Origin of the sequence: Cupriavidus pauculus (assembly GCF_003854935.1) — a bacterium.
In the GTDB taxonomy this organism is placed as follows: Bacteria; Pseudomonadota; Gammaproteobacteria; order Burkholderiales; family Burkholderiaceae; genus Cupriavidus; species Cupriavidus pauculus_C.
The window spans coordinates 523479-544912 of sequence record NZ_CP033970.1 but is presented as its reverse complement, the minus strand read 5'-3'; the positions used below and the strand labels follow the sequence as shown (position 1 = coordinate 544912).

General features: G+C 71.5%; 17 protein-coding genes. 12 read left to right on the top strand and 5 right to left on the bottom strand.

What is annotated here, in order from left to right; genetic code table 11:
* The first annotated feature begins 90 nt into the window (after window positions 1-90).
* The 3 genes from EHF44_RS20555 (at window position 91) to EHF44_RS20545 (ending at window position 5275) form a co-directional block, all read left to right on the top strand.
* Window positions 91-1014, top strand: coding sequence for a LysR family transcriptional regulator (locus EHF44_RS20555; RefSeq protein WP_124685566.1), 924 nt, complete (start codon window positions 91-93; stop codon window positions 1012-1014).
* 62 nt (window positions 1015-1076) lie between these two features.
* Window positions 1077-3983, top strand: a complete 2907-nt coding sequence (locus EHF44_RS20550) for an HD domain-containing phosphohydrolase (RefSeq protein ID WP_253700287.1) — start codon at window positions 1077-1079, stop codon at window positions 3981-3983.
* A gap of 74 nt (window positions 3984-4057) precedes the next feature.
* Entirely contained in the window at window positions 4058-5275 is a 1218-nt protein-coding gene (locus tag EHF44_RS20545; protein WP_124685564.1) for a bifunctional alpha/beta hydrolase/OsmC family protein, read from the top strand.
* 1 nt (window position 5276) lies between these two features.
* On the opposite strand, the gene EHF44_RS20540 is transcribed toward EHF44_RS20545, so the two are convergent.
* Window positions 5277-6227 (bottom strand): LysR substrate-binding domain-containing protein, encoded by a 951-nt coding sequence (locus tag EHF44_RS20540; protein WP_124685563.1) that lies wholly within the window; start codon window positions 6225-6227, stop codon window positions 5277-5279.
* Between the two features lie 93 nt (window positions 6228-6320).
* On the opposite strand from EHF44_RS20540, the gene EHF44_RS20535 reads away from it, so the two are divergent.
* From EHF44_RS20535 to EHF44_RS20500, 8 genes are all read left to right on the top strand, one after another.
* Complete coding sequence (locus EHF44_RS20535; protein ID WP_124685562.1) at window positions 6321-7673, top strand: D-serine ammonia-lyase; 1353 nt, start codon at window positions 6321-6323, stop codon at window positions 7671-7673.
* Window positions 7674-7710: 37 nt separating this feature from the next.
* Window positions 7711-8691, top strand: a complete 981-nt coding sequence (locus EHF44_RS20530) for a Bug family tripartite tricarboxylate transporter substrate binding protein (protein WP_124685561.1) — start codon at window positions 7711-7713, stop codon at window positions 8689-8691.
* A gap of 79 nt (window positions 8692-8770) precedes the next feature.
* Entirely contained in the window at window positions 8771-10246 is a 1476-nt protein-coding gene (locus EHF44_RS20525) for an amidase (RefSeq protein ID WP_124686702.1), read from the top strand.
* Between the two features lie 334 nt (window positions 10247-10580).
* Window positions 10581-11570 (top strand): tripartite tricarboxylate transporter substrate binding protein, encoded by a 990-nt coding sequence (locus EHF44_RS20520; RefSeq protein WP_437340346.1) that lies wholly within the window; start codon window positions 10581-10583, stop codon window positions 11568-11570.
* 48 nt (window positions 11571-11618) lie between these two features.
* Window positions 11619-12416, top strand: coding sequence for an enoyl-CoA hydratase/isomerase family protein (locus tag EHF44_RS20515; RefSeq protein ID WP_124685560.1), 798 nt, complete (start codon window positions 11619-11621; stop codon window positions 12414-12416).
* A gap of 2 nt (window positions 12417-12418) precedes the next feature.
* Complete coding sequence (locus tag EHF44_RS20510; protein WP_253700285.1) at window positions 12419-14530, top strand: acetate--CoA ligase family protein; 2112 nt, start codon at window positions 12419-12421, stop codon at window positions 14528-14530.
* Between the two features lie 25 nt (window positions 14531-14555).
* Window positions 14556-15449, top strand: a complete 894-nt coding sequence (locus tag EHF44_RS20505) for an alpha/beta fold hydrolase (RefSeq protein WP_253700283.1) — start codon at window positions 14556-14558, stop codon at window positions 15447-15449.
* Complete coding sequence (locus tag EHF44_RS20500) at window positions 15436-16242, top strand: IclR family transcriptional regulator (protein WP_124686698.1); 807 nt, start codon at window positions 15436-15438, stop codon at window positions 16240-16242. The genes EHF44_RS20505 and EHF44_RS20500 overlap by 14 nt, the downstream gene beginning before the upstream one ends.
* Before the next feature lie 24 nt (window positions 16243-16266).
* Here the strand turns inward: EHF44_RS20500 and EHF44_RS20495 are convergent, their stop codons facing one another.
* Both EHF44_RS20495 and EHF44_RS20490 read right to left on the bottom strand, forming a co-directional pair.
* A complete protein-coding gene (locus EHF44_RS20495) occupies window positions 16267-17223 on the bottom strand; it encodes a tripartite tricarboxylate transporter substrate binding protein (protein WP_124685559.1) in 957 nt (318 codons plus the stop codon).
* 94 nt (window positions 17224-17317) lie between these two features.
* Window positions 17318-18442 (bottom strand): TauD/TfdA family dioxygenase, encoded by a 1125-nt coding sequence (locus EHF44_RS20490; RefSeq protein ID WP_124685558.1) that lies wholly within the window; start codon window positions 18440-18442, stop codon window positions 17318-17320.
* A gap of 129 nt (window positions 18443-18571) precedes the next feature.
* On the opposite strand from EHF44_RS20490, the gene EHF44_RS20485 reads away from it, so the two are divergent.
* Window positions 18572-19444, top strand: a complete 873-nt coding sequence (locus EHF44_RS20485; protein ID WP_124685557.1) for a LysR family transcriptional regulator — start codon at window positions 18572-18574, stop codon at window positions 19442-19444.
* A gap of 446 nt (window positions 19445-19890) precedes the next feature.
* On the opposite strand, the gene mdcH is transcribed toward EHF44_RS20485, so the two are convergent.
* Both mdcH and EHF44_RS20475 read right to left on the bottom strand, forming a co-directional pair.
* Window positions 19891-20811: a malonate decarboxylase subunit epsilon gene (gene mdcH, locus EHF44_RS20480; protein WP_124685556.1), complete on the bottom strand. Its 921-nt coding sequence runs from the start codon at window positions 20809-20811 to the stop codon at window positions 19891-19893.
* A complete protein-coding gene (locus tag EHF44_RS20475; protein ID WP_124685555.1) occupies window positions 20796-21434 on the bottom strand; it encodes a malonate decarboxylase holo-ACP synthase in 639 nt (212 codons plus the stop codon). The genes mdcH and EHF44_RS20475 overlap by 16 nt, the downstream gene beginning before the upstream one ends.

The following is a 21434-nucleotide window of genomic DNA, read 5'->3' as shown; positions in this document are numbered from 1 at the left end:
AAGGTGAACCGAGTATGGGCGGCGCACTCCGTTGCCGGTAGGCGGAAATCCGGATCAACTTCTTCAACCATTGGTATAAGATGCGGCGCCATGGAAGCCCTGAACCTGCTTGAATCGTTTGTCCAGAGCGCCGAGACAGGCAGCTTTTCGGCCGCCGCCCGGCGCCTGGGCCTGACCCCGGCCGCCGTCAGCAAGAACGTGGCCCGGCTGGAGCAGCACCTGGGGCTGCGCCTGTTCCAGCGCAGCACGCGCAAGCTCACGCTGACGCTGGGCGGCGAGCAGTTCCTGCGGCAGGTGGCCGACCCGTATTCGACACTGCGCGACGCGTTTGCCAGCGCCGCGCAGGACGACGGCAAGCCGGCCGGCGTGCTGCGGGTGAGCATGGGCGTGGCGTTCGGCCGCGAATACCTGGTGCCGCTGCTGGGCGACTTCCTGGCGCGCTACCCGGCCATCGTCCCGGACTGGCACTTCGACAACCGCACGGTCGACCTGATCGCCGGCGGCTTCGATGCCGCCATCGGTGGCGGCATCGAACTGACCGAGGGCGTGGTGGCGCGCCAGTTGGCACGCACTCACATCGTCGCCACGGCCGCGCCGTCGTACCTGCGCGGCCGGCCGCTGCCGCGCCACCCGTCCGACCTGGCCGCGTTCGACGGCATCGCCCGCCGGTCCGCGTCCACCGGCCGCCTGCGGGCCTACAGCCTGCGCAACCAGGTGGGCGAGGACGCGCTGGCCGAACCGCGCACGCGGCTGATCTTCGACGACCCCGAGGCCATGGCCCACGCCGCCATGCAGGGGCTGGGCGTGGCGCTGCTGCCGATGCCCCACGCGGCGCCGTGGCTGGAAACCGGGGCGCTGGTGCGGCTGCTGCCGGGCTGGTGTGCAGACAACGGCCCGCTCACGCTCTACTATCCCAACCGCAAGCTCCTGCCGCCCAAGACGCGCGTGTTCATCGACTTCGTCGTCGACGCTTTTGAGAATCGGGGCCTTGCGCGCAGGTTCGATGGACGCTGAACTGTCGTTTCATGAAGCACCCCGACCGGGAGGGCTGTATGGCAACCGCAGTGCGCAGGAGCATGCCGCTCCATCTCCATGTCTGGCTATGGTTCGCCTCGCTGGTGCTGCTGCTGGGCGCGCTGATCTCCGGCATCCAGTACACGATGACCAAGGCGACGCTGGAACGCTCGGTGGCCGACACCACGCAGCGGATCAGCCGCGAGACGCTGGAGGAAGTGGACAACCTGATGCGGCCGGCCCAGATGGCCGTCAAGCTGGTCAGCCACAGCGCGCTGGCCGATGCGCCCACCGTCGCGCAGCGCATGGCGCGCGTGGCGCTGGTGCGCGACGCGCTGGAGACGTCGCCGGTGCTGCAGTCGCTGTACATCGGCTACGAGGATGGCAGCTTCTTCTTCGTGCGGCCGGTCCGTGACGACCGCGAGCGGGCCACCTACGGCGCCCCGGGCCATACCGCCTTCCTGATCCAGAGCGTGGACCGCGAGGCCGGCGCGCCGCGCGGCCGCTACTTCTACCTCGACGCCGACCTGCGCGTGACCGGCGAGGCGCCGGCGCCGGACCTGGCCACGCGCTTCGACCCGCGCCAGCGCCCGTGGTACCGGCAGGCGATGGCGTCTGGCGCGCTCGTGCGCACGGACCCCTACCTGTTCTATTCGGACCGCGAGTCCGGCGCCACGCTGGCCCTGCCCACCGGATCGCGCCGGGCCGTGGTGGGCGGCGATTTCCGGCTCGATGCGCTGGGCCAGTTGCTGAACCACGAGACCGTGACGCCGCGCGCGGTGCTGGCGTTGCTGGACCCGCAGGGCCGGCTCGTGGCGATCAATCGCCGCCCGCCCGATTCCGCCTCGGCGCCCGACACCATGGAGGCCCATCCGCTCGGCAATCCGCAGGACTACGGGCTGGCGGTGCTGACGCGGCTGGCGGCGAGCACGGTGTCGCGGCCGCCGGCCGCCGGGCCATCCGCTGGCCCGTCCGGCGGCCCCGAAAGCATCGGGCTGGAGCATGCCGATGACGAGGACTGGTACACGTCGATCGACCGGCTGAACCCGGGCGCCAGCGACTCGCTGGTGCTGGTGTCGGCCATCCCGCAGTCGGAACTGCTGCACGAGCCCCGGCGGCAGGCGGCACTCGGCATGGCCGTGACGGGGCTGGTGCTGTTGCTGGCGCTGCCGCTGGTCTGGCTGGTGGCGCGCAGCGTCTCGCGGCCGCTGGCGTCGCTGGCCACCGAGGCCGACGCGGTGCGCCGCTTCGATTTCGTCCGCCCGGTTTCGGTCCGCTCGCGCATTACCGAGGTCAACGCGCTGGCCGGCACGATGGACGAGATGCGGGCCACGATCCAGCGCATGCTCCATGTCACGCAGGCGGTTTCGGCCGAGCATCGGCTGGAGACGCTGCTGCCGCTGCTGCTGCGCGAGACACTGCGCGCCGCCGGCGGCCAGGCCGGCGCGCTGTACCTGGCGGAGCCGGGGGACGGCCTGCGGCCCGTGGTCGGCTTTGACCGGCAGGGCCAGGACGTGACCGCGCAGATGGGCGAGCCGCTGCCCCGCGATGCGCTGCCGCTGGCACGCTCGGCCGTGCGCGAGGGCCGGGCGCTGGCCGGCCATCTGGGCAGCCAGGACGTGCGCGGCGCCCGGCTGGACGTGCTGGGCGAGCCGGTGCCGATGCACGGCGCCGTGATCCCGCTGATCAACCGCCAGCAGGCGCTGCTGGGCGTGGTGCTGGTGCTGCGCGACACGCCGATGGAGGCGGCCCAGCTGGCGTTTGTCAGCACGATGGCGAGCCTGTCGGCCGGCGCGATCGAGGTCGGCGAGCTGACCACGGCCCAGCGCGACCTGTTCGACGCGTTCATCCGCCTGCTGGCCGGCGCCATCGACGCCCGCAGCCCGCACACGGGCAGCCACTGCGCGCGCGTGCCCGAGCTGACCAAGATGCTGGCCCGGGCCGCCTGCGACGCGACGGACGGCCCGTACCGGTCGTTCCAGCTAACCGAGGCGCAGTGGGAGGCGCTGCATGTGGCGGCGTGGCTGCACGACTGCGGCAAGGTCACCACGCCCGACGACGTCATCGACAAGGCCACCAAGCTTGAGGCCCGCTACGACCGCATCCACGAGGTGCGCATGCGCTTCGAGGTGCTGAAGCGCGACGCGGAGATTGCCTGCCTGGAGGCCGTGGCCAATGGCGAGGACCCGGCGCAGGCCCGGACGCGCCGTGACGCGGCGCTGCGCGGGCTGGACGACGACTTTGCGTTCGTGGCGGCCTGCAACATTGGCGGCGAGCAGATGGACGCGGCGGACCAGGCGCGCCTGCGCGAGATTGGCGCGCGCACCTGGCGGCGCACGCTGGACGACCGGCTCGGCATATCGCAGGAGGAACTGGCGCGCCGGCGCGACCGGCCCGCCGCGCCACTGCCGGCGGACGAGCCGCTGCTGGCGGACCGGCCCGAGCACATCATTGAGCGCGGGCCGCGCGACCGCATCGCCGCGGACAACCCGTGGGGCTTCCGGCTGACCATGCCGCCGCACCTGTACGACCGCGGCGAGCTGCACAACCTGACGGTGGCGCGCGGCACGCTGACGCCGGAGGAACGGTTCAAGATCGAGGACCACATCGTGCAGACGCAGATCATGCTGTCGAAGCTGCCGTTTCCCAAGCACCTGCGCGAGGTGCCGGAGATTGCGGGCGGGCACCACGAGCGCATGGACGGCACCGGCTACCCGCGCGGGCTGACGCGCGACCAGATGAGCCCGCTGGCACGGATGATGGGCATCGCCGACATCTTCGAGGCGCTGACGGCGGCCGACCGGCCGTACAAGAAGGCCAAGACGCTGTCGGAGGCCATCGCCATCATGACGCGGCTGCGCGACCAGCAGCATATCGACGCCGAACTGTTCGACCTGTTCCTGGGCGCGGGCATCCACCGGACCTATGCCGCGCGCTACATGGACCCGGCGCTGATCGACGACGCCTGATCGACGCCGCCTGACGCGCGGGGCCGCGTGGACTATGCTGGGGAGGTTCGAGACGCGGCATCACAGGGGCGACCATGAGCGTGGAAAAGATCGAAATTCCCGGCAGCCAGGGCGGCACGCTGGCCGGGCGGATGGAATGGCCGGACGGCCCCGTGCGCGCGCACGCGCTGTTCGCGCACTGCTTCACCTGCGGCAAGGACAGCCTGGCCGCGTCGCGCATCGCGCGGGCGCTGACCGCGCAGGGCATTGCCGTGCTGCGTTTCGACTTCACCGGCATCGGCGCCAGCGAGGGCGATTTCGCCAGCACCAACTTCTCGTCGAACCTGGCCGACCTGGAGGCCGTGGCGCAGTTCATGCGCGCGCGCGGGCAGGCCCCGGCGCTGCTGGTCGGCCATAGCCTGGGCGGCGCCGCCGTGCTGGGCGTGGCGCGGCGGCTGCCCGAGGTGCGGGCGGTGGCCACGATTGCGGCGCCCGGCGAGCCGTCCCATGTGCTCGGGCTGCTTGGCGACAACGTCGCGCGCATCCGCGAAGCCGGCGAGCTGGAGGTGACGCTGGCGGGCCGGCCGTTCCGCATCGCGCGGCAGTTCCTCGACGACCTGTCGGGCCACGCGCTGCTGGACGAGGTGGCCCGGCTTGGCAAGCCGCTGCTGGTGCTGCAATCGCCCATCGACGATACGGTGGAGCCCGAGAACGGCAGCGCGATCTTTGCGGCCGCCGCGCAGCCCAAGAGCTTCGTGTCGCTGGACGGGGCCGACCACCTGCTGCAGAACCGCGCGGCCGCCGCCTATGCCGCGAGCATGATTGCCGCGTGGTCGCAGCACTACCTGCCGACGCTGGCCGAGGACGTGCAGGCCGAGATTCCGGAGCCGGGCGTGGTCGTGGTGGCCGAGCGCCACCGGGGCCGCTACCAGCAGACCGTGCGCGTGGGGCGCCACGAACTCGTGGCCGACGAGCCCGCGACGCTCGGCGGCGACGATGCCGGGCCGAATCCGTACGAATGGCTGCTGGCGGCGCTGGGCGCGTGTACGTCGATGACGCTGCGGATGTACGCGGAACGCAAGGCGCTGCCGCTGGAGCACGTGGCCGTGCAGTTGCGCCACGAGAAGGTCCACGCCGAGGATTGCGCCACTTGCGAGACCAAGGTCGGCAAAGTCGACCGGATCGAGCGGCGCATTGCGATCCGGGGCGAGCTGACCGCCGAGCAGCGGGCGTCGCTGATGGCCATCGCCGACAAATGCCCGGTCCATCGCACGCTGGAATCGGAAATCATCATCGACACACAGCCGGGCTAGGCTAGCCGGTCTGCAGCACGCGCCGGCGGGCGGCGTCGAAGGCCGCGCCCTCGGCCACGAGCCATGCTTCCACCTCGGCCACCTGCGCGGTCTGCCCGTGCGCGCAGACAAAGTGGTAGGCGGCCACGCTCGGCGCGTGGATGCCCCACAGGTCCACCAGCCGGCCCGATTCCAGGTCTTCCAGGATCAGCGCGGAGCGGCCCATCGCCACGCCCTGGCCGGCCAGGGCGGCATTGATGGCCAGTTGCGACAGGTTGAAGCGCTGTCCCTCGGCCGCGTCGGGCAGGTCCACGCCCGCATGGCGCAGCCAGCCCTGCCATTCCTCGAACTCGCCGGCGCCGTCCCATGGCGTCACGTCATGCAGCAGCATGGCGCCGCGCAGGCCGTCCGGCGTGCGCAGTTCGGGGTGCGCGGCCAGATAGGCCGGGCTGGCGACCGGGATCAGCCATTCGTCGAGAAAGCGGTGCGCCTTCAGGTCGGGATAGCCGCCGGGGTCGAAACGCACGGCCGCCTCGGTGCCGTCGCGCATCATCCGCGAGCGGTCCAGCGCGTGGAATTCGCCATAGACGCGCAGCCCGATGTCGGGATGCTGCCGGAAGAAGCCGCCCAGCCGTGGCGTAAGCCAGACCATGGCGAACGACGGCGAGCACGACAGTGCGATGGGCTGCTTCTCGCGCGGCCGGCGCAGTTGCGTGAGCGTGCCTTCGATGGCCTGGAACGACTCGCGCAGCACAAAGCGCAGCCGCTCGCCCTCGGGCGTCAGCACCAGCGCGCGGGGCGTGCGCAGGAACAGCGGCCGGTCCAGCCATTGTTCCAGCTGCTTGACCTGCTGGCTGACCGCGCCCTGGGTCACGCAAAGCTCGGCGGCGGCCTGGGTGAAGTTGCAATGCCGCGCCGCCGCCTCAAAACAGCGCAGCCATCCCAATAATGATGCAGAAAGCGTGTTGGCCATTAGTCAGACTAATGCTTGGATCAGTACAAATGGTTTGTCACACCCGCGTAATGGGACAAGAATGGGATCACCCCTTCCGAAGACAGAGTTGCCATGTCAAGCGATGTAACCGCCGACGTATCGGCATTTACCCCTAGTCTGCTCGCCGACCTGCAGGCTGGCCGGCCCGTGTTCTGGGCCAATCCGGCGCGCAGTGCGGCGCCCGAGATACAGACGTCGGTGGACGGGCGTGCCATTAGTCTAGCTGATGTACGCGCCGCCCAGGCCCGCTTCGTACGGTTTGCGCCGCTGCTGGCGCGGCTGTTCCCCGAACTGCAGGACAGCGCGGGGCGCATCGAGTCGCCGCTGCTGCCTGCCCCGGCGATGCAGCAGGCGCTGGGCCTGCCGGCGTCGGCCGGCGCGCTGTGGATCAAGGCCGACCACAGCCTGCCCGTGGCCGGGTCGATCAAGGCACGTGGCGGCATCCACGAGGTACTGGAATTTGCCGAGTCGCTGGCGCTGGAACACGGGCTGGTCACGCTCGACGCCGACTACGCCGTCCTGGCCGATGCCCCGGCGCGCGCGCTGTTCGGCCGCTACCAGGTGGCCGTGGGCTCCACGGGCAACCTGGGCCTGAGCATCGGCGTGATGGCATCGGCGCTGGGCTTCCGCGCGGCGGTCCACATGTCGTCCGATGCCAAGGCGTGGAAGAAGGACCGCCTGCGCAAGCGCGGCGTGCAGGTGGTGGAGCACACGGGCGATTACGCCGCCGCCGTGGCCGCCGGCCGGCGCGAGGCCGATGCCGATCCGTACGCCTACTTTGTCGACGACGAGCGCTCGCTGTCGCTGATGCTCGGCTACAGCGCCGCGGCGCTGCATCTGGCCGACCAGTTGGCCGCCGCCGGCGTGCAGGTCGACGCCGCCCACCCGCTGTGCGTCTACCTGCCATGTGGCGTGGGCGGCGCGCCGGCCGGCATCGCGTTCGGCCTGCGCCAGCTTTACGGGCCGCACGTCCACGCGTTCTTCGCGGAGCCCACCCAGTCGCCGTGCTTCCTCGTCGAAATGGTGGCACCCGGCGCGTCGGTCTATGACATCGGCCTGACCAACCGCACCGAGGCCGATGGCCTGGCCGTGCCGCAGGCATCGGAGCTGGCGGCCCAGGCCATGCGCCCGATGCTGGGCGGCGTCTACACGGTGGCCGACGACACGCTGTTTGCAGACCTGCACCGCGTGCGCGAGACCCAGGACCTGCGCATCGAACCGTCTGCGGCGGCCGGTTTCAGCGGCCCGCACATGCTGACCGGCACAGACGCCGGCCGCGCCTACCTGCGGCAGCACCACCTGGACAGCGCAATGCCCGGCGCCACGCACCTCGTGTGGACCACCGGCGGCCTGTTCGTTCCTCCCGAGGAATACGCGCGCTTTGCCGAACGCGGCGCGGCGCTGGCGGCCACCCAGCCGGCCTGACCTCTTCCTTTCGATTGCATCGTTGCGGAGCTTCACCATGAACCGATCGTCCCTCCCCATCGCCCACGCCGTCGTTGCCGGCGTCCTGGCTGCCGGCGCCTCGCTGGCGTGCGCGCAAGGTTTTCCGACCAAGCCGATCCAGCTTGTCATCCCGTTCCCGCCCGGCGGTGCCACCGACGTCATCGGGCGCCTGGTGGGCAAGAAGCTTGGCGACAAGCTGGGCCAGCCGGTCGTGATCGACAACCGGCCCGGCGCCGGCACCATCGTCGGGGCCAGCTTCGTGGCCAAGGCCGCGCCGGACGGCTACACGCTGCTGGCCAGCTCGGGCACCACGTTCACGGTCAACCCGGCCATCCACGCCAAGCTGCCGTACGACCCGGTCAAGAGCTTCGAGCCGATCGGGTTTGCCGGCCGCACGGGCCTGATCCTGCTGGCCAACAAGGACCAGCCGGTCAGCAACCTCAAGCAGCTCGTGGCCGCCGCCAAGGCGCAGCCGGGCAAGTATTCATACGGGTCGTTCGGCACCGGCACCACGGCCCAGTTCGCGGGCGAGATGCTGTTCAACCTGGCCGGCGTGAAACTGCTGCACGTGCCGTACAAGGGCAGCGCCCCGGCCATGACCGACCTGATCGGCGGCCAGATCCCGTTCTCGGTGGACACCGTGGCCGCCGCCATTCCGCAGGTGAAGTCGGGCAAGGTCAAGGCCATCGCGGTGACCACCGCCAAGCGGTCCACGCTGCTGCCCGACGTGCCGACCGCGGCCGAGGCCGGCTACCCGGGCATCGACGCCGACACGTGGCTGGCGCTGGTGGCGCCGCGCGGCCTGCCCGCCGACGTGAAGCAGAAGCTGGAAAAGGCGCTGGCCGAGGTCATGGCCGATCCCGACACGCGCAAGCAGCTCACGCAGGCCGGCTTCGAACCGGTGGAAGGCAACGGCGCGGCCGTGTCGGCGCTGATCAACAAGGAACTGCCGCTGATGCGCGCCACCGCGCAGCGCGCCAGCATTACTGCAGAATGATGGCCCAGCCATACCGGAGACAGTCGTGAACGACGCCCAGAAGACGCTGGTGGCGCGCCCCGCCACCGAATTGCGCCGCATGATCGGCAGCAAGGAAATCTCGCCGGTCGAGCTGCTCGACGCGTGCATCGCCCAGATCGAGCGGGTCAACCCGTTCCTGAACGCGGTGACGGCCACCTGCTTCGACCGGGCCCGCGACGAAGCCCGCGCCGCCGAGCGCGCCGTGCTGGACGGCCAGCCGCTGGGGCTGCTGCACGGGCTGCCGCTCGGCGTGAAGGACCTGGAGGCCACGGCCGGCCTGCTGACCACCTACGGGTCGCCGCTGTACCGCGACAACGTCCCCGCCGAGGACAACGTGCTGGTGGCGCGCCTGCGCGCGGCCGGCGCCATCGTGGCCGGCAAGACCAACATCCCGGAGATGGGCGCCGGCGCCAACTCGCGCAACGACGTCTGGGGCGCCACGGGCAACCCGTTCAACCCGAACCTCAACGCGGGCGGGTCGTCGGGCGGCTCGGCCGCGGCGCTGGCGGCCGACCTGCTGCCCGTGTGCACGGGGTCCGATACCGGCGGCTCGCTGCGCATCCCGGCCGCCAAGTGCGGCGTGGTGGGCTTCCGGCCGTCGCCGGGCGTGGTGCCCAGTTCGCGCAAGCTGCTGGGCTGGACGCCGATCTCGGTGGTCGGGCCGATGGGCCGCACCGTGGCCGACGCCTGCCTGCAGCTTGCCGCGTCGGCCGGCGTGTCGGCCGGCGATCCGCTGACCTACCCGCTGGACCCGCTGTCGTTCCTGACCCCGGCGGCGGTGGACCTGGGCAGCCTGCGCGTGGCCTACACCGAGGACTTTGGCTGCTGCGACGTGGACGACGGCATCCGCCGCACGTTCCGCGAGAAGATCGACGCCATGCGGCACCTGTTCCGCACCTGCGACGCCATCGACGTGGACCTGGGCGAGGCGCACCGCTGCTTCGACGTGCTGCGCGCGGAAAGCTTCGTGGCCGGCATGCGCGACGCCTACGAGCGCGATCCGTCGCAACTGGGCCCGAACACGCGCGCCAACTTCGAGATGGGCGCGCGGATGTCGCTGCTGGACAGCGCCTGGGCGCAGGCCGAGCAGACGCGCATCCTGCAGCGGTTCCAGCAGCTGTACCGCGACTACGACGTGATCCTGTCGCCGACCACGCCGGTGTCGCCGTTCCCGTGGACGTCGCTGTACGCGGAATCGATCAACGGCGTGCGGCAGGAGAACTACTACCGCTGGCTGTCGCTGACGTACGTGGTCACGCTGGCCACGCACCCGGCACTGTCCCTGCCATGCGGCCGCGACCACCAGGGCATGCCGTTCGGTCTGCAGGTCGTGGGCGGCTTCCGCAAGGACCACGAGACGCTGGGCATCTCCCACGCGATGGAACAGGCCTTCGCGGCCATCCCGTCCCTGCGCCGCCCGCTGCCCGACCTCGACGCGCTGAAACCGGCCGAACCGGCGCTGACGTCGATCGTCACCGCCCCGCCGGTGCTGGACGCCAAAGTGAAGCAGGGCAGGGAGGCGTCGGCGGTGTAAAGCCGGCGCGCGTCCATCCCGCTTGGTTTAGCTCCCCTCTCCCGCCTGCGGGAGAGGGGCTGGGGGAGAGGGCCAGCGGTGCAAGACGCGACGGTGGCAGCCTGAGCCGCCTGCCCTCACCCCCGACCCCTCTCCCGCGCGCGGGAGAGGGGAGCAAACCACCGCCACACCTCCCTCCGCCTGCCCACCTCCCCACTCACCACTCACCACCCACCACCCGCCACCCGCCTGCCCACCCACCACCCCCAATTCCATCCCACGGAATTACCCCGCTGCATTCCGCGTCCGCCCGGCCTAACCTCCTGTCATACCAGAACAGAGACAGGAGACCCCCTTGGCAACCTTTGCACTGCGCGCCGCGCGCCAACTGCTGGCGCTGGCGCTTCCGCTGGCCGTGATGGCCGGCGCCCCGGCCCACGCCGCCTTCCCCGACAAGCCGATCCGCATCGTCGTGCCGTTCTCGCCCGGTGGCGGCACGGACCTGATTGCCCGTGCGATGGGCGTGGCGATGGCGCAGGACCTGGGCCAGCCCGTGGTGGTCGACAACAAGCCCGGCGGCGGCACGATCATCGGCACCGACAACGTCGCCAAGAGCGCGCCGGACGGCTACACGCTCGTGATGGCCACGTTCGCGCATGCGGTCAATCCGAGCCTGCAGCCGAAGCTGCCCTACGACACCGACAAGGCGTTCACGCCGGTGATGCTGGTGGGCCGCTCGCCCAACGTGCTCGTGGTGCGCGCCGACAGCCCGTACAAGACCGTGCGCGACGTGATCGCGGCGGCCAAGGGCAAGCCCGGTGGCCTGTCGTTCGCGTCGCAGGGGCCGGGCACGTCGGCGCACCTGGCGGGCGAGCTGTTCAAGCGGCTGGCCAGCGTGGACCTGAACCACATCCCGTACAAGGGTGCCGGCCCGGCCATCACCGACCTGCTGGGCGGCCAGGTGGACCTGATGTTCGCCACGGCGTCGGCCGTCGCCAACCTGCTGGAAACCGGCAAGCTGCGCGCGCTGGGCGTGACCACGGCGCAGCGGTCGCCCAGCCCCGACCTGTCCAAGGTGCCGACCATCGCCGAAAGCGGCGTACCCGGCTACGTGGCCGAAAGCTGGTACGGCCTGTTCGCGCCGGCCGGCACCCCGGCGCCCGTGGTGGCGCGCCTGAACGCCGCCGCGCGCAAGGCCGTCACGGCCGACGCATTCCGCAAGCGGGCCGAAGCCGAAGGGCTGATCGTCACCCCCGGCACGCCTGACGAACTGGGCCGCTACGTCCGTGCCGAAGAGGCGCGCTGGGGCAAGGTCGTCAAGGACGCCCGCATCGGCGTCAACTGACCGCGCGCCGCACCCCCCCGAATCCATCCGCAATGCATTGACCCGATCATGACCGCATACACCCTGATCCAGCTCGACCAGCGCGACGGCATCGCCGTGCTGACCCTGAACCGACCCGACAAGCGCAACGCCATCAGCGACGACATGCGCACCGAACTGATCGATGCGCTGGAGCGCGTGACGGCCGACCGTGCCGTGCGCGCGCTGGTGCTGACCGGCAGCGGCAAGGGCTTCTGCGCCGGTGGCGACGTGGCCGGCATGCAGCGCCGCATGGACGCGCCGCCGGGCGAAGTGGGTTTCAACGGCTGGTCGCGCCAGCAGCGCGTGCATCACTCCGTGGCGCTGCTGCATGACATGCCCAAGCCCGTCATTGCCGCCGTCAATGGCGGGGCCAACGGCCTGGGCGCCGACCTGGCGATGGCCTGCGATCTCGTGATCGCCGCGCCGGCGGCCAGCTTCACGTGGTCGTATATCCATCGCGGCCTGATCCCGGACGGCGGCGGCATGTACTTCCTGCCGCGCCGCGTCGGGCTGGCGCAGGCCAAGCAGTTGATCTTCGGCGGCCGCAAGGTGGAAGCGGCCGAGGCGCTGCAACTGGGCATCGCCGACCGGCTCAGCGCGTCGGGCGATTCGCTCGTCGACGAGGCCGTGGCCTGGGCGGCCGAGATGTCGCAGGGCTCGGCCACGGCGCTGGCGCTGGGCAAGTCGATCCTGAACCAGACCTTCGAGCTGACGGCCGACCAGGTTTTTGCGCAGGGCAGCCAGGCGCAGGGCATCTGCTACACCAGCAGCGCGCATCGCGAATCGGTGCTGGCGTTCCTGGCCAAGACCGCCAGCAAGGGTTGAACATGATGGCCGCACAGTCTTCCGCCGGCGCCATCGCCCGGCTCGTCAAACCGCGCAGCGTGGCCGTGATCGGCGCGTCGGCGGACCCCGCCAAGACCGCCGGACGCCCGGTGTCGTACCTGACGCGCCACGGCTTTGCCGGCGCGATCTACCCGGTCAATCCGAAGGTCGACACGATCGACGGCATCCGCTGCTATCCGGATATCGGCTCGCTGCCCGAGGTGCCCGACGTGGGCATCGTGCTGCTGGGCGCCGAGCGCGCGCACCAGGCCGTGCGCGAACTGGCCGCGCGCGGCACCGGCGCCGCCATCGTGCTGGCCAGCGGCTACACGGAGACCGGCGACGCCGGCGCGCGGCGCCAGGCCGAGCTGATCGAGGCCGCCGGCAGCATGCGCCTGCTGGGGCCGAACACGATCGGGCTGGTCAACCTGACCGACAACATCCCGCTGTCGGCCAGCGGCGCGCTGGCGATGGACCACTTTCCGGCCGGCAGCATCGGCGTGGTGTCGCAGAGCGGCGGCATCCTGGGCGCGCTGCTGTCGCGCGCGGCGGCGCGCGGCATCGGGCTGTCCAAGCTGGTGTCCACCAGCAACGAGGCCGACCTGGAACTGGCCGACTTCATCGACTACCTGGCTGACGACCCGGCCACGCGCGTGATTGCGCTCTACGTGGAAAGCGTGCGCAACGTCGAGCGCTTTCGCGCGGCGGCGCTGAAGGCGGCGGCGGCCGGCAAGCCCGTGGTGGCGTTCAAGATCGGCCGCTCCGAGGCCGGCGCGCGCGCGGCGGTGTCGCACACGGGCGCCATGGCCGGCGCTGACCGCATGTACGACGCGCTGTTCCGGCAGGTCGGCGTGATCCGCGCGCAGACGTTCTCGGACCTGATCGACATCCCGGCCGCGCTGGCCACGGGCCGCGTGCTGCACGGCAACCGCATCGCGGTGCTGACGTCCACCGGCGGCGCCGGGACGCTGGTGTCCGACAGTCTGGGCGTGTCGGGCTTCGAGACCCCCGCGCCCGACACGCAGACCGCCGCCCGCCTGCGCGCGCTGCAAACGGGCGACCACGCGGCGCTGGACCGCAATCCGATCGACGTGACGCTGGCCGGCCTGCAGCCCGACCTGCTGCGCGGCGCCATCCGCGCGCTGCTGGCCAGCCCCAGCTACGACGCGGTGACGATCATCGTCGGCTCGTCCGGGCTGGCCATGCCGGACCTGATGGCCGACGCGATCAACGATTGCCTGCCCGAGAGCGACAAGCCGGTACTGGCCTACGTCAGCCCGCACGCGCCGCAGGTGGCGGCCGTGCTGAACCAGCGCGGCGTGCCGGCCTTCAGCGCGCCCGAAAGCTGCGCCGTGGCGTTTGCTGCGATGCTGGCGGCGGGCCAGCCGCCCCAAGCCGCCGCCGATGCCGAACCGGTGCCCGCCGCCGCCACGCCCGGCAACCTGCCGCAAGGCCCGCTCGACGAGCACGCCGCCAAGCAACTGTTCGCACGGTTCGGCGTGCCGGTCGTGCGCGAGACCGTGGTGGCGGACGAGGCCGGCGCAGAGGCCGCCGCGCGCACGCTGGGCGAGCGCGTGGTGCTGAAGATCCTGTCCGCGTCGATCACGCACAAGAGCGACGTCGGCGGCGTGGCGGTGAACGTGGCGCCGGACGCCATCGGCACGCGGCTGGCCGCCATGCGTGACGCCGTGCGGCAGCACACGGGCCAGGCGCCCACGCGCTTCCTGGTGCAGGAAATGGTCGGCGGCGGCGTGGAGCTGATTTTGGGCACGCACCGCGATGCGCTCGGCACGGCCATCCTGCTGGGCATGGGCGGCGTGACGGCCGAACTGTTCCAGGACACCACGCTGCGGCTGCTGCCCGCGTCGGGCGCGCTGTCGCGGGCCGAGGCGCTGTCGATGGTGCGCGCGCTGAAGACGTGGCCGCTGCTTGACGGTTATCGCGGCCGCCCGAAGGCCGACGTGGACGCGCTGGTCGATGCTATCGTGGCGTTTTCGCGGATGGCGGCCGCATTGGGGCCGCGTCTGGTGGAGGCCGAGATCAACCCGATCTTCGTGCTGCCGGCGGGCCAGGGGGTGCGCGCGGCGGACGGCGTGGCGGTGATCGGCCCATGACAGCAAGCACAGGGGAGTGCCCACGATGACCGAACCCGCCGCCGCCACAGCGGTACCGATCGACACCGACGCCAGCCGCCATGCCGCGGCGTTCGTCGACCAACTGGCGCGGCAGGCGGACGTCCTTGTGACCGACGCGCTGGGCTGCCGCATGGTCTGGCGCCGCTTTGGCGCCGGGCCGCACCTGCTGCTGGTGCACGGCGGCCACGGTAGCTGGCTGCACTGGGCGCACAACATCGCGGCGCTGGCGCGGCGGCATACGGTCTGGGTGCCGGACCTGCCCGGCTACGGCGCGTCCGGCGATCCCGCCGACGGCACGCTGCGCACGCTGGTGGACACCGTGGCGGCCGGCTTTGCGCAACTGCCCGTGGACGGACCGGTCGACATCGCCGGGTTCTCGTTCGGCGGCCTGACCGCCGCGAATCTGGCCAGCGTGCTGCCGGCGGTGCGCCGTCTGGCGCTGCTGGGGCCGGGCGGGCACGGCGGCGTGCGCCGGCAGGCCATCGACTTGGTCGACTGGCGCCGCGCGCCGGACGCGGCGGCGCTGGCCGACGCGATGCGCCACAACATCGCCGCGTTCATGATTGCCGACGCGCGCCGCATCGACGCGCTGGCCGTGCTGGCCTACACCGAGTCCTGCCGCCACGCGCGCTTTCGCAGCAAGCAGATTTCCCGCGCGGGCGGGCTGGCCGAGGCGCTGGACCGTTTCGGCGGCCCGGTGCTGGTGATCTACGGCGAGCACGATGTCACGGCCGATCCGCCGGCCGTGCTGGCCGCGCTGGTCGACGGCCGTGCGGATCGGCAGGGCGCGATTGTCGCGGGCGCGGGCCACTGGGTCCAGTACGAGGCGCCCGATGCCGTGCACGCGCGGCTGGACGACTGGCTGGCGGGCGGCGGCATCGACCGTGGACGCCGGTGACGCCCGGCGCCGGGCGCGCGGCCGCCCGGCCAATGCGCAGTCCAGCCGATCGCTGGAGCGCGGCATCGAGATCCTGCGCGCGTTCCGGCCGGGGTCGGAGGTGCTGGGCAACGGCGAACTGGCTGAGCGCACCGGGCTGGCGCGCTCGACGGTCAGCCGCCTGACGCAGAGCCTGGTCGACATGGGATTCCTGCAGTACGACGCGGCGCTGCGCGCCTACCGGCTGGGCGTGCCCGTGCTGAGCCTGGCGCATGCGATGCGCAGCGGGTCGACGGTGCTGCAACTGGCGGCGCCGCGCATGCGCGACCTGGCGCAGGCGGCTTCGCTGAACGTGGGGCTGGCCATGGCCGACCGCGACGAGATGGTGTACCTGGAATCGATCCGGCATGGCCGCAAGGCCTCGCTGCGCAGTGTGGTGGCGGGGCAGCGGGTGCCGATGGCGCTCACGTCGCTGGGACGCGCGTGGCTGGCGGTGGCGCCCGAGGCCGACTACGCGGCCCGCATGGCCGATTTCGCGGCGCGCTCGGCGCACTGGCCGGCGCTGCGGCGCGAGATCGAGACGGCCGTGGCGCACGTGCGCCGCCACGGCTGGTGCGCGGCAAGCTGGCAGCCCGAGGTGGTGGCCATCGCCACGCCGCTGGCGCTGGAACACTATCCGGTGCATGTGCTGAACGTGAGCGTGTCCACGCGCGCGCCCATTGGCGATGTCACGCGCGAGCTGGCGCCCCGGCTGATGCGGCTGGCCGCCGAGATCGGCGACGCGGTGCAGGCGGCGCAGGCCGGGCCACCGTAATCGCCACTGCGGCCGGCGCCGGCGTCAGGTGATGCGCGTCTGCGTGACCGATACCACCTTGGCCCAGCGCGCAATCTCGCCCTGCAGGAACTGCGTGAACTGGGCCGCGTTGTTGCCAACCGGCTCCAGCCCTTCGCCAGTCAGCCGTTTGCGCGTGGCGGGCGACGCCACGGCCGCTGCGGCGGCGGCTTCCAGCTCCCTGACCGTCTCCGGCGCCATGCCGGCGGGCCCGAGCAGCCCGTACCAGGATCGATAGTCGAAATTCGGGATGGTCTCGGCAATTGGCGCCAGCTTCGGAAAGGCGGGCAGCCGGTTCGGGCTGCTGACGCCAAGCCCCTTGATCTTGCCGGCCTGCAGCAGCGGCTGCACCGTGGCGACGTTGCCCAGCAGCAGGTCGGCCTGGCTGCCGACCACGTCGGCCACGGCCGGGCCGGCACCCTTGTACGGCACGCTGACGATGTCGACGCCGGCCTCGTGCTTGAGCATCTCGCCGGCCAGGTGGTTGGCGCTGCCCACGCCCGCCACGGCCAGGCTGATCTTGCCGGGCTTGGCCTTGGCCAGCGCAATCAGCTCGCGCAGGTTGTTCGCTTCCAGCCCGGGCCGCGCCACCAGGATCAGCGGCGAGCTGGCGATCAGCGAGATCGGCGTGAAGTCCTTGATCGGGTCGAACGGCTTCTTGTCGAACAGCGCCGGGTTGATCGCGTGGCTGGTGTAGCTGAGCAGCAGCGTGCCGCCGTCGGGCTCGGCCTTGGACACGGCCACCGCCGCGATGTTGCCGGCCGCACCGCCGCGGTTCTCGACGATGAACGGATGCTTGAGCCGCTGCTCCAGATCGGCCGCCAGCGCGCGGGCGACGATGTCGGTGCCGCCGCCGGGCGTGGCACCCACCAGCAGCTTGGTCACCGAGGGCGCGGCGTGTACCAGTTCGGGGGGCAACACCAGCGCTGCCGAAAGCAGCCCCAGGAAGTCGCGTCGTTGCATGGGTTGTCTCCGTTTCTCTTTCGAATCCGGCGCCTCGTCTGGCGGGCGCCGTGCGGGGATGCGGCCGGGGGGGCGCCGGCCGCAAGGCTTGGGGTCAGGCCGTGGCGGGCTCCGCCGGGTGCGTTGCCGCGGTGCCCGGCCAGGGCATCAGCGGCATGCCCATCGCCTGCGCCTGGCGCTGCTCGAAGGCGTCGAACGCGGCACTCCGCGCGCTGCCGCGCAGCCCGCCGCGCACGGCGCCGGCGCGGACATCGGTGAAATAGACCGCCCAGTCGTCGGGCAGCGGCTGCGACCCCGGCACCGCCAGCCACAGGCGCAGCAGGTGGCGCTTGCGGTCGAATGCCTCGTAGTCCTCGAAGTTGGTGCGCGAGTGGACGGTCACATAGTTGTTCAGCAACTGCATGTCGCCCTGCTCCAGCTGCATCGAGAAGCACAGCGCGGGGTCCGCCAGCAGCGTGTCGAGCAGGTCCAGCGCCTCGGTCTGGGCGGGCGTCAGGCGCGGCACTTCGGGAAAGTCGCGCTGGGCAGCCACCACGTTCTTGCGGTTGATCCGGAACGCGAACGCCGTGGGGTGGCTGCCCAGGATCGGCAGCGGGTAGTACGGCGGCTGCGACGGGTCCTGCGCGCCCTGGTAGCTGTAGTAGAACGGCTGCTGCAGCACCGGGATCAGGTCCGGGCGGCGCTGGGCCACGGCATCGCGCAGCGCGATGGAACTGACCACCTTGCTCTCGCCACCGGAGCGGGCCGCGCGGCGGCAGATCAGGCCGACGATGTCGCCCGAATCGGTATGGAAATCGAGCCCGGCGTTGGTGTTGTAGCCACGGCCGTTGGTGGTCTTGTAGGCGGCGCCCACGTCGCGCACGTCGTTCATGAAGTCGCTGGTGCGGTTCTGGGTGCGGGCCACGCCCATGTGCAGCCCCATGCCCCAGTAGGCCAGGCGGGTGTCGTCCTCGGTCCAGCGGTCCACCGGAAAGCCCTTGACCAGGCACATGCCCCAGCGGCCCTGCGTCATCGCCACGGCCCGGTCCAGCGCCTGGCGCGCGCCGGCATCGAGCGGAAAGTCGTCGCGGGTCATCTCCAGCAGCGGCTTGCCCAGGGCGCGGGCGTGCGCCAGGGCGTGGTCGAAGCTGGCCACCTCGGAATCGGTCAGGCGCAGGATCCAGGAAGTGTCGCGCTGGGCATCGGCGGCGAGCCAGGCTTGGGGGCGTTGTGCGGGCATGGGAATCGTTGTCTCTGTCAGGTTGTGGGCGGGGGCTGTGCAGCCTTGCGCGACGTCGTGAAGCCAGTCTATGCTTGCCCGGCAACAAGAAAAAGTGACGTTGTTTGACGTCCTTCATAAGGATTGCTGATGAAGCTGGAGACCTTCGCCACGCTGGCGGCCGTGATCGAGGAAGGCTCGTTCGCGGCAGCGGCCGCGACGATGCACCTGACGCCAAGCGCGGTCAGCATGCAGATGAAGCAGCTGGAACAGTACCTGGGCCAGCCGCTGTTCGACCGCTCGGGGCTGCAGGTGCGGCCCAACGCGCTGGCCCGCGAGGTAGCCGCCGCGATGGAAGGCGGCCTGCGGCACCTGAACGCGCTGCGCCGCCGGGCCAGCGTGGCCGTGGAGGGCACGGTGCGGCTGGGGGTCATCGAGTCCATGCAGCCGGTGCTGCTGCCCGGCACGCTACGCTACCTGCGCGAGCGCTACCCGCGCCTGACCGTCAAGCCCGTGCGCGGGCGCAGCGCGGGGCTCATCGAAATGGTCAAGGCCGCCCAGCTGGACGCCGCCGTGGTGGCCCGCCCCGAATCGGGCCGGCTTGCGAGCCTGCGCTGGTATCCGGTGGCCACGCGCGAACTGCAACTGATCGCCCCACCCGGCAGCCGTGGCGAATCGGCCGCCGACCTGCTGGCCCGCTACGACTGGATCCGCTACGACAAGGCCACCGTCACCGGCGCCATGGCCGCCCGCCACGTGCACGGCCTGCTGCCCGACAAGCGCAGCGCGATGGAATTCGACAGCGTTACCGCCATCGTCGCGATGGTCAGCGCCGGGCTGGGGGTGTCGGTGGTGCAGTTGATGGACCCGACGGTGATCGACCGCTATCCGGTCCGCCGCATCCGCCTGGGCCCGGACGCGCCCGTGCTGCTGATGTCGCTGGTGCTGCGCAAGGCCGACGAAGACAACCGCCTGCTGCAGGCGCTGCGCGAAGCGGTGACGGCGACGTTGGGGGTGGGGTAGGCGTTGGGGAATCATGGTTTGCTCCCGTGTCCGGGGTCGGGGAGAGGGCAGGCAGTGCAAGACGCGATGGTCGCCATTTAAACGGCTGGCCCTCACCCCCAGCCCCTCTCCCGCGACGCGGGAGAGGGGAGCAGGTCATGGTGTGCGGCAAGCTACCGGCCCATCAATAGCTACTGGTTTACTCCCCTCTCCCGCCTGCGGGAGAGGGGTCGGGGGTGAGGGCAGGCAATGCAAGACGCGATGGTCGCCATTTGAACCGCTGGCCCTCTCCCCCAGCCCCTCTCCCGCGACGCGGGAGAGGGGAGCAGGTCATGGTGTGCGGCAGGCTACCGGCCCATCAATCGCAGCCGGTTTGCTCCCCTCTCCCGCCTGCGGGAGAGGGGTCGGGGGAGAGGGCAGGCAGTGCAAGACGCGATGGTCGCCATTTGAACCGCTGGCACCCACCCTCAGTCGTCCTCCCGCCCCATCAGCACCCGCACGCTATCGGCACGTATTTCCGCCAGCGCCACCGCCTGGGGAAACGTTGGCTGGCACAGACGGGTCAGCACGTTGCCTGGGGGCATTTCCACGGCCAGGCGCATGTCGCAGGCGCGGGCCAGGAGCATGGTTTCGTGCCAGCGGACGGGCAGCGCCATGTTGCGGGCCAGGTCTTCGGCGATGCGGGACGGGTCGCGCAGTTCGCGGGCGGCGCTGGCGCTGAAGTAGCGTAGCGACGGGCGTGCCAGCGTGATGCCGTCAAAGGCCCGGCGCAAGGCCTGGGCCGGTTCGTCGAGCAGGGGGCAGTGCGACGGTACGGCAATCGCCACGCGTTGCGCGGTGCGGGCGCCGGCGTTCAGGGCCAGCGTGGCGACGCGGTCCATGGCGGCGTCCGATCCGGCGATGACGAGTTGACCTTCGGCGTTGTAGTTGGCGATATAGACCGGCATGTCGGGCGCGTGGACTTGCGCGACGCTGGCGGCCAGCGCGCGCTCGTCGAGCCCCAGGATCGCCGTCATGCCGTAGCCGCCGGGATAGGCGGCTTCCATCAGCCGGCCGCGCAGCGCCACGAGCCGTACGGCATCGGCGAACGGCAGCACGCCGGCCGTGACCGCCGCCGCGTAGGCGCCGATCGACAGCCCGGCCACGGCGTGCGCGGGCGGGCCGTCTGCCAGCAGCGCCCGGGCGCTCGCCACGCCCGCGACGAGCAGGCATAGCTGCACCGATACCGTCGAGGCCAGGTGCGCGGCGTCGTCGTGGGCCAGGATGTCGGCGTCCAGCGCGTCGCTGGCTTCGGCCAGCGTGCGGGCTACCGCCGGCGCGTCCGGCAGCGCGTGCAGCATGCCGGGACGCTGCGCGCCCTGGCCCGGAAACGTCAGCAGGGTTGGCATGGCGGCTGCCACGGGTCGTCGCAGAGCACCGGGCCGGTGTCGGTCTTCAGCAGCACGCGGCCCTGCGTGCGCAGCCGCTCGCGCAGCGCGAACGCGCCGTGTGGCGTGGCGATCTGGATATCGAGCCGCACGTCATCCCGCTCGACCAGCGCCTGCAGCGCGGCCAGCACGTCGGGCGCCGGCGGTTGCGGGCAATGGATCAGCAGGTCGATGTCGCTGCCGGCGTGCAGCACGTCGATGCCGGACGCCAGCGTGAAGCCGACCGCCCCGGTCACGCCCCAGCGGTGGGGCAGCGCGGCGAGCCGGCTGGCGATGGGGTCCAGCGCGTGCAGCGCGGGGATGTCGTCGCGGCGCGGATGCAGGCGCCAGAAGCCTTCGCGTGCGATGTCGAACGGCGACACCACGGTGGCGCACTGGGCGGCATCGATCCACGTGGCATGGCGCTGCGCGCGCACGCGGCCGCGGATGCCCACCGGGATGCGGCCCGTGCCGTCGCGGTCGCGCCGCACCACGAGCGGGGCCTGCGCCAGCCAGTCCGCATCGGCCCAGTCCGGCACGTCCCCGGCCGCGATGAACGCGGCGGGGTCGCGCAGCCAGACCAGGTCGTGCGGCTGCGGGCGCAT

Coding starts and splice junctions, on each gene's coding strand:
- EHF44_RS20555 (WP_124685566.1), top strand. CDS start 91: ATGGAAGCCCTGAACCTGCTTGAATCGTTTGTCCAGAGCGCCGAGACA.
- EHF44_RS20550 (WP_253700287.1), top strand. CDS start 1,077: ATGCCGCTCCATCTCCATGTCTGGCTATGGTTCGCCTCGCTGGTGCTG.
- EHF44_RS20545 (WP_124685564.1), top strand. CDS start 4,058: ATGAGCGTGGAAAAGATCGAAATTCCCGGCAGCCAGGGCGGCACGCTG.
- EHF44_RS20540 (WP_124685563.1), bottom strand. CDS start 6,227: ATGGCCAACACGCTTTCTGCATCATTATTGGGATGGCTGCGCTGTTTT.
- EHF44_RS20535 (WP_124685562.1), top strand. CDS start 6,321: ATGTCAAGCGATGTAACCGCCGACGTATCGGCATTTACCCCTAGTCTG.
- EHF44_RS20530 (WP_124685561.1), top strand. CDS start 7,711: ATGAACCGATCGTCCCTCCCCATCGCCCACGCCGTCGTTGCCGGCGTC.
- EHF44_RS20525 (WP_124686702.1), top strand. CDS start 8,771: ATGATCGGCAGCAAGGAAATCTCGCCGGTCGAGCTGCTCGACGCGTGC.
- EHF44_RS20515 (WP_124685560.1), top strand. CDS start 11,619: ATGACCGCATACACCCTGATCCAGCTCGACCAGCGCGACGGCATCGCC.
- EHF44_RS20510 (WP_253700285.1), top strand. CDS start 12,419: ATGATGGCCGCACAGTCTTCCGCCGGCGCCATCGCCCGGCTCGTCAAA.
- EHF44_RS20505 (WP_253700283.1), top strand. CDS start 14,556: ATGACCGAACCCGCCGCCGCCACAGCGGTACCGATCGACACCGACGCC.
- EHF44_RS20495 (WP_124685559.1), bottom strand. CDS start 17,223: ATGCAACGACGCGACTTCCTGGGGCTGCTTTCGGCAGCGCTGGTGTTG.
- EHF44_RS20490 (WP_124685558.1), bottom strand. CDS start 18,442: ATGCCCGCACAACGCCCCCAAGCCTGGCTCGCCGCCGATGCCCAGCGC.
- EHF44_RS20485 (WP_124685557.1), top strand. CDS start 18,572: ATGAAGCTGGAGACCTTCGCCACGCTGGCGGCCGTGATCGAGGAAGGC.
- mdcH (WP_124685556.1), bottom strand. CDS start 20,811: ATGCCAACCCTGCTGACGTTTCCGGGCCAGGGCGCGCAGCGTCCCGGC.
- EHF44_RS20475 (WP_124685555.1), bottom strand. CDS start 21,434: ATGCGCCCGCAGCCGCACGACCTGGTCTGGCTGCGCGACCCCGCCGCG.